Below are 13,683 nucleotides of genomic sequence, written 5' to 3'. Positions count from 1 at the left end.
CTAACGTTCTGGCTAAACTGCATTTTATTGCAGTTTTAGGTTTTGTTGTGTACAGCTTCTACTACGGATATGATAATTTTTCCCTTGGCCTCACCACTTCCAAAATATTCTAGGGCCTGTGGCACTTTTTCTAGAGGAAAAGAACGATCAATCAAAATATTTAATTTCCCTTCTCCTTTTAACTTAATCAGTTCATTCAAGTACTTATTTGGCTTGTGAGGTAATATTTTAAATTTTTTCGAACTAAATAGAGATAGAATTGAGCCAAGAAAAAGACACTCCATTATCAATTTAGTTGAGCCGCCAACCATAAGATAAATACCTTTCTTTCTCAACGAACGTTTATAATCTTTCAGGTTGTGATATCCAGCAAAATCTAATATAAAGTCATAAGCTCCAGTATTTTTGGTAAAATCAGTTTTGGTATAGTCAATTACTTGATTTGCACCTAAAGAAATCATCGTATCGAACTTACTAGATTTATCAACCGCAGTTATTTTAGCCCCTAAATTTTTCGCTATTTGTATGGCAAATGACCCACAGCCTCCACCGGCACCATTTATTAATATATGGTGATTTTGGTTAAGTTTTATTTTATCCATGAACCCTTGAATTGCTAATACCCCCGCCTGAGGAATTGCAGCCGCTTCTTCAAATGTCATGTTGTTAGGCTTATGCTTAAGAATATCCTCTTTTACGCAAACATATTCAGCAAATCCACCCCACTTGTAATTGGAAATGTCACCAAAAACCTCATCCCCAATTTTAAATCGAGATACATCTTTTCCAATTGAGTCGACTGTCCCCGAAATGTCTAGTCCTAAGGTTTTTACTTTGGGTCTAAATAATCCAAAAATCATTCGGTTAATAAATGGTTTTCCTCTTAATAACCCCCAGTCCCAATCATTTACAGATGCCACATATATTTTGATCCGAATCTCATTGTTTCTACATTTAGGCTTGTCTATATCTTCCAATCTGAGACTCTTACTTGTTCCGTATTTCTTAAAAAGAATAGATTTCATTGATTCAAAATTGTACACAACGACTGGATAAACATATTGTGTTTATGTTTAATATATATATACACCAAATGGTGTAGTTTATCTGTTAATTTTTAAAGATAAGTCCTACATATTAATTATCATAATAATTTTAATTATCACACCAAATAAAAAATCATTTGGTGATGGGGTCTGGCGGTGGGTTTTTATGATAAAAGGGGTTGCTGCTAAGAAGGGATTCTCCACATTGCACTATTGTTACTGCATTAGATGTGGAGAGCTTGATTGTACCTTTGTTATTCCGATTTTAATTCCGAATTAATATTTTCAATAAGTGTTTGAATACTTTGTTCAATTCTTTTTGCTCTGTCCAGAGTTGCACTGTTTTCAAACGAAATTGCAGATAAAAGCTTAAGGAACATTGAATCGGTCTTGAGTTTTGTAAAGTCCTCCTGACTTATTTCAAAAAAAAGCCCGTAGTAGCTTATATTTTGTTTCTTATCGAAATTCATTGAAAAGTATTCTAATAGCTTATGTTCACTATGAAGAATGTGGAATCTTGAACGTTCCTCCTCATAGGTTTTATAATAAGGATAAAGCATATCATATAAGTATGAAATTTCTTTTCATAAACTATCATTTTTAATTATTCCAACATCTCCAGATTTAAGTAAATCATATCCACCAACTATTGGACTGAAATGAGGTGTAACACGTAAATGAGCTGAATAATAAGATAAGGTATCATTTGGTTCATCTTGAGTGAGTATATAATTCTTGACCACTGAACAAGCATTGTTGATATCCTCCATTAAGCCTATGTCCTCTAAAATTTCTTCTAGGTCTGTTTGAAGATTGCTACGAATCTCTTTTAAGATTTTTAGTTCAAATTCATTTTCTTTTCGTTGCTCGTTAGCATTATTAATTTGAAGTGCGATTAAAATCCCAATAACTACGAGAATAATTTCTCCAACTGCGTAAACCGAATATTTGCTAAACTTGTTTTCAGAGAGCAGTCGTTGTCTAATTTTTCGAAAGAATTTTATCATTGGCTATTGGTTGGTCAAAATGAATTACAATTTAAGGATAAAAAAAATAATATGGTGGTGGGTTTTGGTGGTGGGGTTTTGCATAAAAATGTATGCATTTGCAAAGATTTGCAAGTAATTACCCTTTTGCAAGGTCATTGCAAATGGCCTTTAAACGCTTGTAAGCCCTGTAAATACAGTATATGGGGATGTAGCTCAGTTGGCTAGAGCGCGTGACTGGCAGTCGGGACTGGCCGCCCTTCTCAGTTCACAGAATCCCGGTAACAGCAAGGCTTTCCAAAGATTGTAAAAATTAAATCACATTGGTGGTGGTAGCGTATGGTAGTGGGGTTTTTTACTTAATTCTTTGTTGTGCACAGGTTCCCCCTTTATTTTAAAACTCTCTTTCTCCAAATTCACTGTCTATAAATTTAGATTTATTCTTTCCATTTTTAAATGTATATGAAAGATTGAGTAAGACCATATCTACTTCATAAATATAGTTGGTTGTTGTAAAAAATTCATTTGTTCTAAATGTGGTAATGCGCTGTTCATTTGTATTTAACATTCCCATATCTATATTTTGCCATTGTAAGGTAGCTGTTAATCTATTATCCAAAAATGATTTTTGAAAAGTTAAGTTTGGTGAATAAAACCTGGAATCTTCTCCTTGTGCTGTTATTCTTTCAGAGAGGTAGTTAAACGTAAATTGTAATGATGCGTTTTCCCAAAAACTGTATGTTGAATTTAAATTTATAGAATAGACAGTTGCTTTGGAATTGACCGGTCTATTGTCAAATTCTCCGTCAATTTTATAGTTATAAATATTGGTTCCTATAAAATTACTCCAATTTTCAGTAGGCTTTAATTGCGCTCCCAATTCTAGTCCAATTGCTTTGGCATCTCCTACGTTTGAATAGATTCTATTTAAAATAGTATCGTTATATACTGTATTTACTCTGTTTACGACATTTTTTACATTTCTATAATAACCAGTCACAAAAATAGAATTCCCACCTTTAATCTTTTTATTTATACTCAATTCAACTAAATCAATAAACTCGGGTTTAAGTTCCGGGTCTCCTTGTTCTAAAGTTTCAGAATGTTCACGTTCTGGAAATGGGTTCATTTGAAAAGTGGATGTTCTTTCTACACGTTTACTATAAGCTGCTTTTATATTGGTTTTTTCATTAATGCTATATTGTACGGATGCTGATGGGTACAGTTTTGTGAAATCATATTTAAATGTTTCATCTATTGTGTTTGCCTTATCTTTCAGTTCCAACGTTCTATCCATTATCTCAATTCGTGCACCGGCAGTATGTTCCCATTTGCCGCTTTTTCCTGAAAATTGACTGTAAAAGGCGTGAATACTTCTTTTTAAATTAACTTCACTTGAAAACTCTGGAACTAACTCAAAATCATCATTGAAATCAGTTCTTCTTTCATAAACAAAATCGCCAGTATGGTTTAAATCCCTGTATTGATAACCAGCGTCTAATACGCCTGATTTAAATGGTTTGAAAGTATAATCTATCTGTAAACGAATGCCGTGTAAAGGATTGTCATTTGTATTGTATTCATCTTGGTAAAGTACAGAGTTATCAGGAAAGCCTAGATTTTGATTTACTGTTGGACCTCCTAAAAGCGTGTATTCGTATAAGAAAGACGTGGATAGCTTTGAATTATTACTGAACGTATGTGTGTAATCAAAACTACCCAAGGCAAAATCACTTTTACGTTCTCTTAAATTATGGTTAAAATATTGAAACGTGTAAAGTCTGTTATTGCTGTCAGCAACTGAAACAGCGTGATTGTCAAAATATACAATGTCCGCCAATCTGTCTTTACTACGTTCACCTGCAAAAAGACCTAGCGAAAATACATGGGTAGAATCTGGTGTAAAGTCGACATTAAAACGACCACTATAGTTAATTTCATCAAAACTGCGTTCGCCAGTTGATGGAAACTGTGTCTTTACCTCATCTATTATGGTAAAGACATCTCCTTCTCGTCTACCACCTAAATCATTACGTTGGTAATTGGCGCTTAACGATACATTCCATTGATCATTTCTGACATTATAAGTTCCATCTATACCATAACGCTGGTGGACTTTATCATTACCATAAGTTTCCATAGAGGGAAAACCGCCTTTGAGGTTTATTTGCCCAAAAGCGCCATCGATAGCACCTTTTTTTGTAATGATATTCAAAATACCTGCTTTTCCCTCTGGGTCATATTTTGCGGATGGTGCTGTAATTACCTCTACACGCGCTATCGCATTTGCAGGTAATTGTGCCATTAATGTACCGGCATTACCCTGTACTGGTTTGCCATTAAGTAATACAACAAAACCTGAACTTCCTCTTACATTAATTTCCCCTTGTCCATCGATACTGACCGAAGGTAAATTTCGAATGACATCTACACCAGAACCACCTTGAGCACTTTTAAATTTATCGGCATCAAAAATTTGGCGGTCTATTTTATTTATAACTGAAGAACGTTCTCCTTGGATTACAACTTCATTTAATGTGCTGCCCAATAGCAATTGTATAGTGCCCAAGTCTAATGATTTATTTGTACCAGCAACTGTAATGTTCTTAATGGATTTAACTTCGTAGCCAATAAACGAAGCTTCAATATAATAACTTCCTTTTTTTATATTTTCAAAAGTAAAGACACCATTAATATCCGTAATTGCTCCTGTTACTAACGCATTTGTTTCTTGGTTATAAATGGCTGCTGTAGCATATTCTAATGATGTGTTGGTTTCATCTACTATCTTACCTGTAAGTTGCGCTGAACCAATATTAGAACTGAATAAAATAATTATGTAAAGGATACATTTTGTTGGGATACGTATAAATCTAACATTAGGCATTTTATTCATTTAATAACTGATGATTTTAAATTGGGGGCGAATTTAAGTTTTATTCTTTAGTCATAGGTTTAAAAATTGTCCAATTAAGTTGTTTTTTAATTCTTTTTTAAGTTTGTGCACAGCGTATGGGTATTCTCCCTAGGGAGTATAATTTTATTATATATGCAACAAAAAGTGTATTTACCTATTAATTTTTAGAGATAAGTCCTATAAATCAATTATCATAATAATGTTTCCTTTCTTAACAAATAGAAAATGTCTTAGTGGTGGGTGTTGGTGGTGGGTTTTTTAATCCTTTTTCTTAATCTTTTTAAAATGCAACACCTTAAACTAAGACTTTTATTAATGGTATTATTATCTTTAGTCTTCCATAAAAGATATTATCATCACTAGTAAAAATTGGGTTTCGTTTTAAACATAGGAATAGTTTTATCCATTTTTTTAGGAATTCTTTTGTTCTCTAAGAAAAACAAAGTACTGACGGATAATCTTTTAGCCGTTTGGTTATTTGTTATTGGAATTCATTTAACAGGTTATTTCTTGTTTTACAAAGGCTATTGGGAAATCTATCCTGACCTTATTGGTGTAACGGCTCCGTTGCCTTTTTTGTATGGCCCATTCTTATACTTATATGTTTTATACTCCATCAAAAGTGAATCGAGCCTAAGAAAAATTGACTATCTACATTTTGCCCCTACTTTAATGTCTTATTTACTAATGTCCCATTTCTTTTTTTTCTATTCGGCAAAAGAAAAAGTTCAAGTTTATAAAGGGGCAATGGATGACTATAATGGCACATTGGCAACCATTATGCTAGTAGGGTTTATAATCTCTGGAATAAGCTATACAATTTTGGCATACAGAAAACTTATAAAAAGAGAAAAAGTAGTAAAAGAGAATTTTTCAGATACGTCACGAATCAATTTAAGATGGTTGCGATATACTATTATTGGCATAGGCTTATTTTTTATAGTAGGAACTATTGTATCTGTTTTAAGAGAAGTTATTGGTTTCCAATTTCCTTTTAATGCAGATATATTGTTCTATTCTATCTTAGTTGGCTTCATTGTTTTTATTGGGTATTCAGGCATAAGACAGCAAGACTTATTTACTAGTGCTAACATTAAGGAAAGAGAGCTTGTTAAAACAGAAAGTGAGTATAAAAAATCCAGCCTTAAAGTTGAGGTTGCCAATGATAAACATCAAGAATTATTGGACTTCATGGAAAGAGAGAAACCATATCTAAACAATAAGCTCACTATCAGTGAGCTGGCTGAGGAACTATCGCTTTCAACGAATCATTTGTCTCAGATTATAAACCAGTATGAACAGGTTAATTTTCATGATTTTATAAATAAGTATAGAGTAGAAGAGTTTATTCTAAAAGCTCAGGAGGACACTAGTTTTAGTTTGCTGGGTCTAGCCTATGATTCAGGGTTTAATTCCAAATCCACCTTTAATACTGTTTTTAAGAAATTCAAGTCCCTTACACCTTCTCAGTACATTTCTAAGCTAAAAAAATAGTAGCCCTAAAAAGCATCTTCCAAAGATTTAAAGCGAATTAATGTACTATTAAGTAGTCCAATCGTATAGGACTGTACTTCAAAAAAGTTCAGACGTTCACGTTAGGGCGATACGCCTCTGTTTTTGATAAATATTTGCACAAGAATTATTTCAAAAGCAGAAGTTATGGACTTCAAAATGTATCATCAAGCGACATTATTTTACGGTTTATCTGTGGCCATTCCTTGGATGTTTTGGTTTAGTGCCGGTTATGTCAGTCATATAGATTCAAGTAATAGTCTACCACAGCAATCTGCAAGCATTTTGGCATTTATAGGTCTTTTGGCACCTATTGTAATTGCACTATTTATTTCAAGAAATAATAAAGCCTTGCTTTCGGATTTAAAGCTGCGATTCTTTAATTTCAAAGGAATCCGGAGCACTTATATTGTTCTCACATTTTTGTTAATGCCGATAAGCATTTTATTGGCACAAGGCATTTCCCTTTTGTTTGGCTACAGTATAGAGCAATTTCAACTGGCTAAGTCATTTTCGTTTACATCTGGGGTGTTTCCTGTATGGTTTATGCTCATTATTGCACCACTTTTGGAAGAATTGGCATGGCATTCTTATGGAACGGATTGTTTAAGAGCCAGGCTCAGTCTTTTTAAAACTTCCTTGTTGTTTGCCTTATTTTGGGGTGTATGGCATTTTCCTTTGGCAAGTATTAAAGAGTACTACCATAGTAATTTGATGGAGGATGGCTGGATATATTCACTGAATTTCTTTGTAAGCCTTTTTCCTTTCGTAATCATAATGAATTGGATTTACTACAAGGCCAATCGAAATATCATTCTACCTATAATTTTTCACATAGCAGCGGGCTACTTTAATGAGGTTTTTGCAACTCACCCCATGAGTAAAGTGTTTCAGACCTTTCTCTTATCTGCTTTTGCTTGCTATATCATTTATAACGACAAAAAATTCTTTTTCAACCAAAAAACTATCAAATCATGAAAAAAGTAATAGTAACATTAATCTGTACAGTATGCATTTGTGGACTTTCATATTCACAAAGTATTACACAAACAGTAAAAGGAACGGTTAAGGATTTAACCACTGGAGAACCGACAATAGGAGCCAATATTGTACTCATTGACTCTGAGCCGTTAATTGGAACCATTGTAGATTTTGAAGGCAATTTTATAATGGAAGACGTGCCCGTTGGCCGACAAAGTTTCAAGGTATCGATGCTGGGTTATGAAACACTACTTATCAATGATATTTTGGTAAGCTCTGGAAAACAAGTTGTACTCAATATTGAACTTCAAGAGCAGGTAACGAATCTTGCAGAAGTCATGCTTGTTCCAAAAAGACAAAGGGATAAACCAATAAATAAATTAGCATCTGTAAGCAGCCGTCAGTTTACGGTAGAGGAAACGAATCGTTATGCAGGTGGTCTGGATGACCCAGCCCGTTTGGCATCATCCTTTGCTGGTGTTGCAAGTCCCTCTACCAAGAGTAACGGTATTTCCATAAGAGGAAATTCTCCAGCTGGATTATTATGGCGTATAGAAGGTGTTGAAATCCCTAGTCCCAATCACTTTGCAGATTTGAATATCGTGGGAACAGGAGCTTTAACAGCACTGAGCAGTCATGTTATGAGCAATAGTGATTTCTATACAGGTGCTTTTCCAGCGGAATATGGTAATGCAACCTCTGGAGTTTTCGATATCAATATGCGTTGTGGGAATACAACCGAAAGAGAACATACTTTTCAGGCGGGAATATTAGGTCTGGATTTCGCATCCGAAGGGCCATTTAAAAAAGGAAATAACGCTACCTACCTATTTAATTATAGATACGCAACACTGGCCTTAATCGGTTCTTTATTGCCAGATGATGCTGGGATACTAAAGTATCAGGATTTGTCTTATAAAATAAAGATCCCAACTGAAAAATCAGGAACATTTTCACTTTGGGGGATAGGTGCATATGACTCTGTGGATACCGAGGCTCTTGATATGGAAGAATGGGAATCTCAGGAAGATAGGGAGCGTTCACAGTTGTCTCAATATCTGTTTGCATCGGGGTTAAACCATAAGATTGCTGTAGGTTCAAAATCCTTCCTCAATTCTACATTGGCATTCTCAGGCAGAGGACTATCCTTTAATGAACAATATTTAGATGATAACCTTAGCGAAAGTGAAGTCTCCAATGCCAGAAAAGACAGCTATAAGCTAACCTTGCAATCTAGTTTGAGAACGTATTTCAGTGACAAGCACTACAATCAAACAGGTGTTTATATTAACAGCCTAGGATATAATCTGAATATTAATGACACACAAACAGCAAACTCTACTCTTGAAAATATTATAGATGAAAAAGGTCAGTCCTTACATTTTCAGTTGTATAGCCAATCTCGATTTAAAATATCACCAAAATTCACATTAAACACGGGATTTCATGCACAGTATTTCCAATTGAATAAAGAGGTCACTTTCGAACCTAGAGTAGCTATAAGTTATAAACTCAACAATAAAAATGATTTGGCTTTAGCCTATGGATTACATAGTAGAATGGAGTCCTTGGAAACCTATTTTATTCAGGATGAATTTGGCAAACAGCCAAACAAAGACTTGAAGTTGATGAAATCCAATCATTTGGTTTTGTCTTACAATTCAACCCCATTCAAAAATATAAGACTTGCAATCGAGCCGTATTATCAAAGCCTCAATAATATTCCAGTTTCACCAGATTCTTATGTGAGTACCTTAAATGTTGAAGACAATCTGTTTTTCAATGAGGTGTTAATCAGCAAAGGAACAGGTAGAAATGTGGGTATTGATTTTACACTGGAACACTATTTAAGGAAGGGATTGTACTATCTCTTTACGGCATCTGTTTTTGATTCAAAATATACGGCTAATGACGGCATTGAGCGCAATACCAGGTATAACAAAAACTTTGTGATGAATGCCTTAATTGGTAAAGAGTGGCAGGTAGGGGAACATAAGAACAATACCTTAAATGCCAATGTAAGATTCAATTATTTGGGCGGAAATAGGGTAGAGGCAATTGACTTACCAAGTTCTATCAATAATCAAGATGTGGTTTATGGTGAAACCAATGGAGCGATTTCTTTTTCAAAAAGACATCGAAACACACCAATAACATCATTTTCCCTTTCATACCGAAAGAACAAGCCTAAACATGCTTCAATTTGGTCAATACAGGTTTTCAATAGTGGCTTAGCAGAAGAATTTGACAAGGATATTTTTAACACCTCAAAACAAGCTGTAGAACAAGAATACAGTGCCATCATGATACCTAGCTTCAGCTATAAAATTGAATTTTAATATTTAACACCACTATAAAATGAAAACAAGAGAAACAAAAACAATTGACAATCGTCATGATTATAATCAATCAGAAAACGAATGGACTCCTATAAACTTTCAATGGATACCATGGCTAAAATTAAATCAAGAATTAAACTTAAAAGTACTAAAAATGAAAAATTTAATGATGTTACCAATATTAATGCTATTGGTATGTGTTACATCGTGTTCTGATGACGACACACTTTTCGGTTCTGGAAATTTGACTACAGAAACTAGAACCGTTGATTCCTTTACAAATATTAAGAGTGAGGGTGTCATTGACTTAACGGTTACGCAAGGGCCAATACAGTCCATAGAAATAACCTCAGATGATAATATCATTGGTGAGGTTAGAACAAGAGTTTACAATAATGAATTACATCTGTATTTGGATGAACAGTATAATTACAGGGGGATTAGTATTCAAGCTAATATTAAGGTAGTCAATTTGAATGGGCTAAAAAATTTGGGGGTAGGAGATGTGGTCCTTAATGACATTGATAATAATGGCACTTTTTCAATAGAGAATGAAGGGACAGGCAATATAGAAATTAATGGGGTTTCAAATGATTTAACTATTAGAAATCAAGGTTCAGGAAATATACTCGGCTTTCATTTTATAGTAAATCATTGTGCCGTTGAAATTGAAGGCTCAGGTAATGTAGAGGTAACTTGTTCAACTAATCTAGATGTCGAAATAGAAGGCAGCGGTAACGTATATTACAAGGGTACACCAACTATTAATACTGATATTACTGGTTCTGGAAGTGTTGTCAATGCAAACTAGACTTAAATAGAAAACTTTACAGAAAGAAGTCTTCAAGGAATTTCCTTGGAGCTTCTTTGGTTATATTTATTAATGGCAATAACATCTGAAGTATTTCCTCAAGAGCGTTTCGACACATTTGACTTAAGAATTCTTAAATAGGGATAACCAAATAATTCTTGAAAATCTCATATTTAAGGGAGCCAATAGTAACAGGACAATAGCAATAACCATTATTTTTTTAAGATCAAAAAGTTCTGTTAAAAAGAAGGAAGAAATAATAAATGTTACTATGCTTTCAGCTACGGCCAAAGCATAGCTTACGTACATTGCTCCCCAGAAAAACCCTGGCTCTCTGGTGTAATTCAAACCGCATTTTTTACAAGAATCATTCATTTTCGGTATGCCCAAACTGTATAGGTTTGTGAACACTTCTCCTTTTGAACAGTTTGGACATTTATTTTTTAATATATTGATTAGTTTCATAAGAATAGGTTTATTTACCGAAGATGAAGCTGGTTTTAAAAAACAATCCATTTTTCAAATCATAGTCCGATTCCAGACCATCAATATCTATAACTTTTAAGGTTCTCTTTAATGAAATACCAGCTGATACCTCAAAACGTGATGAGTCATTTATTTTCCAGCCTAGTGTTGGCCCAAGATTATATCGTGAAAACTTTACGGTCTCATTATTAATTATGATTGTTCCATCACCTTCTTGACTAGCTAAATGATATTGACCCCCATCTAGCTTAGCTTGAAATCCATATATGGCTTTATTAGCTGAGTAAGTAAAAATTAAGGAGATTGGTGCTTTTACTTCGGTTTTAATTTTTTCTGTTTGGTAGTTGAACAATAAAACAGGAACCAGATTTGGTTCACCAAAACCATTGGTATATGATACTCCACCACCATAATTCATATACTCATTTCTTATATATTTGAAGCCCAACATTCCTTGGAAAAAGAAGTCATCCGAACTGATTCCATCTTTAAAATTAGAAGCTAATGTGGGTCTTAGACTTGCCAGTAATTGCCATTTCTGGGACAGTCTGTGCATAATCATAAAATCGTATTGAATGGAATGTAAATTGGCCTCAAAGCTTCTTTCATTTGGCAAATCATCAAATGGAGCTTTTACAAAGTGCCATTTCAATGCATTTACCAATACGGTTTTATCATTTCCAAGTTTAATAGGGTACTTTATAAAAGCGTCCAACTCCGTTACTTTTAAGTCAATGGATTCCAAATTCTCATTGGCTGGGTCCATCAAGCCTACTCCTGGATTATGTATGAAACTAATCCCAAACAGGTCGACTTTTTCTTGAGCGTTTAGACTAGTTATCGTTAAAAAACAGATAGCTAGTATATTAAATATAGTCTTCATTGCTCTTAGCTTTTAGGAGTTCTATCTTTTTGGAATTGTTCAAACAATGAAGCCACGGCCTTATTGATGGTGCGTTCCACCTCCATTGAATTTCTGGTGACCACGGATGAGGTTGAGCCATTCCAAATGGTTTTATTTGTTTTGGCATCAATCATATCTACAATTAATGTCCCTTCCTTGTAATAAGTAAGTTCAACATTAATGGGAAGATTTCTCCATCTACGGCTGTAATAGTCATTGTAGGTCTGAACGTCTGTTTTTGTATCGACCACTACAAAGTAGTTTACTAAAACATCGGCTCCAGTTACCCCTAAATTTTCAGGCGAAATTTTCTTGATTTCAGATGTAATGGCATCTTCAATTTGAGATTTGTGTAACTTACTTATCTGAGGCAGATAGGTGTCATCATTATCAACTAAGGTGAAAGACCTGTATTGTTGCAAATCTACACCTTGTCGAGTTGTACTTCTTGCACTGCTACAGCTTGTAATAGTGATTAAAAAAAGTGCTGCGAATAAAAAATTTAATACTTTCATAATTTAAAATTTTGATTTGTTAATATGGTTCAAAAGTATACCAGCAATCAGGGTTTTACACGTAATATCTTCCCATCGTAACAGTTTTACTTCCTAACGTTTTAATAAAAAATAGCAGCTCCAAATGGAAGCTGCTATTCAAACCAAACTAACTAAATATCAAACTAAACTAACATGAAATTTTGCCTATTAATTACTTTCTATAAAGCTTTTGAACTTTTCCTGGAAATCGTGAAAACTCCAGCTTAGAGTAAGTTTTGTTACTGTTCCGTCTAAGGACACATTATCATTACCAGAAGAGAATGTTTGATTATGGGTTAGGAAAAGGTTCAATCTGTCATTGATATTAAAGTTGACAGTGGCTCCAATCAAATGGACATTTTGAGCCGCCTGTTCTTTCATTACCATACCCGTATCATTTGAAATAAATTCTGCACCCCCACCACTCATAAAGGAATAATCCAACGACATGAACGCTTTGGAAGTTATGTCCTTTGTTAAATGCGATTCAATCGTGAACATTCCTTTTTGATTGACCTTTTGGTTTTGAAAATCCTTATTATCTCCAATTAGAGTATAGGAAGGAAAAACCTCTAGTGATAAACGTTGACCATCAACGAATTTACCAAGATGTTGCACCATAGGTAAGCCAAACTTATATTTAAATTGGTTACTGCCAATATTTATAGGGTTGCCTTCCTCATATTGCCCCGTCGGAAAAGTAATAGCCGATTGAAAATAAACAAGAGTCCGATTTTCATGTCTCAAAAAGTCTTTAATCATTAATCCCTCTGCTCCAAAAATGTTTATGGTATTAGACCATACGATGTCTCCAAGTCCATGTTGAAAAAACGTTTCTGATGTTGCAGCTGGCCCCTGTGGGTCTATATTTACTGTGGCATTTATATTTCCAGCTGGTAAAAATAAGGTGGAGTAAAAGGTCCGACCAAAAATGGGTTGGCTTCTGGTATAGGTCAATAAATATAAATTGTTTTCTGCTACGATACTTGGGTTAACAAATGTTAGATTATTCAAAGATGCATTTGCGTTGCCATTGATTGCGTGGGCACTAAGAATGTTCAGATTCTTAGGTAATGCCCAATAGGTTCTAGGTCCATCCAACTGTGCATAAATATTGCAAGTAATGACCATTAAGACGAATGTTAATATTATTTTTTTCATGATT

At 34.2% G+C, this 13,683-nt stretch carries 12 protein-coding genes; 4 read left to right on the top strand and 8 right to left on the bottom strand.

From position 1 onward, the window contains the following. Positions 1 to 35 precede the first annotated feature (35 nt). The 4 genes from MR054_RS07330 to MR054_RS07315 form a co-directional block, all read right to left on the bottom strand. Positions 36 to 1,025 (bottom strand): NAD(P)-dependent alcohol dehydrogenase, encoded by a 990-nt coding sequence (locus MR054_RS07330; protein ID WP_242157223.1) that lies wholly within the window; start codon positions 1,023 to 1,025, stop codon positions 36 to 38. A 275-nt stretch (positions 1,026 to 1,300) separates the two neighbouring features. Further along, complete coding sequence (locus tag MR054_RS07325) at positions 1,301 to 1,606, bottom strand: hypothetical protein (RefSeq protein WP_242157222.1); 306 nt, start codon at positions 1,604 to 1,606, stop codon at positions 1,301 to 1,303. 24 nt (positions 1,607 to 1,630) lie between these two features. Beyond that, positions 1,631 to 2,053: a DUF6090 family protein gene (locus tag MR054_RS07320; RefSeq protein WP_242157219.1), complete on the bottom strand. Its 423-nt coding sequence runs from the start codon at positions 2,051 to 2,053 to the stop codon at positions 1,631 to 1,633. A 373-nt stretch (positions 2,054 to 2,426) separates the two neighbouring features. Then, positions 2,427 to 4,928, bottom strand: a complete 2,502-nt coding sequence (locus tag MR054_RS07315; RefSeq protein WP_242157218.1) for a TonB-dependent receptor domain-containing protein — start codon at positions 4,926 to 4,928, stop codon at positions 2,427 to 2,429. 390 nt (positions 4,929 to 5,318) lie between these two features. Between MR054_RS07315 and MR054_RS07310 the strand changes: the two genes are divergently transcribed. From MR054_RS07310 to MR054_RS07295, 4 genes are all read left to right on the top strand, one after another. Next, a complete protein-coding gene (locus MR054_RS07310; RefSeq protein ID WP_242157217.1) occupies positions 5,319 to 6,443 on the top strand; it encodes an AraC family transcriptional regulator in 1,125 nt (374 codons plus the stop codon). Between the two features lie 165 nt (positions 6,444 to 6,608). Beyond that, the gene (locus MR054_RS07305) at positions 6,609 to 7,439 is read left to right on the top strand and encodes a CPBP family intramembrane glutamic endopeptidase (RefSeq protein ID WP_242157216.1); all 831 of its coding nucleotides are present in this window, start codon (positions 6,609 to 6,611) and stop codon (positions 7,437 to 7,439) included. Further along, positions 7,436 to 9,781: a TonB-dependent receptor gene (locus MR054_RS07300; RefSeq protein WP_242157215.1), complete on the top strand. Its 2,346-nt coding sequence runs from the start codon at positions 7,436 to 7,438 to the stop codon at positions 9,779 to 9,781. The genes MR054_RS07305 and MR054_RS07300 overlap by 4 nt, the downstream gene beginning before the upstream one ends. Positions 9,782 to 9,800: 19 nt before the next feature. Then, positions 9,801 to 10,592, top strand: coding sequence for a GIN domain-containing protein (locus MR054_RS07295; protein WP_242157214.1), 792 nt, complete (start codon positions 9,801 to 9,803; stop codon positions 10,590 to 10,592). Positions 10,593 to 10,715: 123 nt separating this feature from the next. Here MR054_RS07295 and MR054_RS07290 read toward each other — a convergent pair whose 3' ends face one another. From MR054_RS07290 to MR054_RS07275, 4 genes are all read right to left on the bottom strand, one after another. Beyond that, positions 10,716 to 11,057 (bottom strand): DUF983 domain-containing protein, encoded by a 342-nt coding sequence (locus MR054_RS07290; protein WP_242157213.1) that lies wholly within the window; start codon positions 11,055 to 11,057, stop codon positions 10,716 to 10,718. Between the two features lie 10 nt (positions 11,058 to 11,067). Continuing rightward, complete coding sequence (locus MR054_RS07285; RefSeq protein ID WP_242157212.1) at positions 11,068 to 11,961, bottom strand: DUF6268 family outer membrane beta-barrel protein; 894 nt, start codon at positions 11,959 to 11,961, stop codon at positions 11,068 to 11,070. Positions 11,962 to 11,966: 5 nt separating this feature from the next. Next, positions 11,967 to 12,497 (bottom strand): DUF4136 domain-containing protein, encoded by a 531-nt coding sequence (locus tag MR054_RS07280; protein WP_242157211.1) that lies wholly within the window; start codon positions 12,495 to 12,497, stop codon positions 11,967 to 11,969. Positions 12,498 to 12,686: 189 nt separating this feature from the next. Further along, on the bottom strand, positions 12,687 to 13,679 hold the full coding sequence (locus MR054_RS07275) for a transporter (protein ID WP_242157209.1): 993 nt from the start codon (positions 13,677 to 13,679) through the stop codon (positions 12,687 to 12,689). Positions 13,680 to 13,683 lie beyond the last annotated feature (4 nt).

Source organism: Aestuariivivens sediminis, assembly GCF_022662105.1.
In the GTDB taxonomy this organism is placed as follows: Bacteria; Bacteroidota; Bacteroidia; order Flavobacteriales; family Flavobacteriaceae; genus Aestuariivivens; species Aestuariivivens sediminis.
This window is presented reverse-complemented; position numbering and strand designations above follow the sequence as displayed.

Coding starts and splice junctions, on each gene's coding strand:
- MR054_RS07300 (WP_242157215.1), top strand. CDS start 7,436: ATGAAAAAAGTAATAGTAACATTAATCTGTACAGTATGCATTTGTGGA.
- MR054_RS07295 (WP_242157214.1), top strand. CDS start 9,801: ATGAAAACAAGAGAAACAAAAACAATTGACAATCGTCATGATTATAAT.
- MR054_RS07330 (WP_242157223.1), bottom strand. CDS start 1,025: ATGAAATCTATTCTTTTTAAGAAATACGGAACAAGTAAGAGTCTCAGA.
- MR054_RS07315 (WP_242157218.1), bottom strand. CDS start 4,928: ATGAATAAAATGCCTAATGTTAGATTTATACGTATCCCAACAAAATGT.
- MR054_RS07325 (WP_242157222.1), bottom strand. CDS start 1,606: ATGCTTTATCCTTATTATAAAACCTATGAGGAGGAACGTTCAAGATTC.
- MR054_RS07285 (WP_242157212.1), bottom strand. CDS start 11,961: ATGAAGACTATATTTAATATACTAGCTATCTGTTTTTTAACGATAACT.
- MR054_RS07320 (WP_242157219.1), bottom strand. CDS start 2,053: ATGATAAAATTCTTTCGAAAAATTAGACAACGACTGCTCTCTGAAAAC.
- MR054_RS07280 (WP_242157211.1), bottom strand. CDS start 12,497: ATGAAAGTATTAAATTTTTTATTCGCAGCACTTTTTTTAATCACTATT.
- MR054_RS07290 (WP_242157213.1), bottom strand. CDS start 11,057: ATGAAACTAATCAATATATTAAAAAATAAATGTCCAAACTGTTCAAAA.
- MR054_RS07275 (WP_242157209.1), bottom strand. CDS start 13,679: ATGAAAAAAATAATATTAACATTCGTCTTAATGGTCATTACTTGCAAT.
- MR054_RS07305 (WP_242157216.1), top strand. CDS start 6,609: ATGGACTTCAAAATGTATCATCAAGCGACATTATTTTACGGTTTATCT.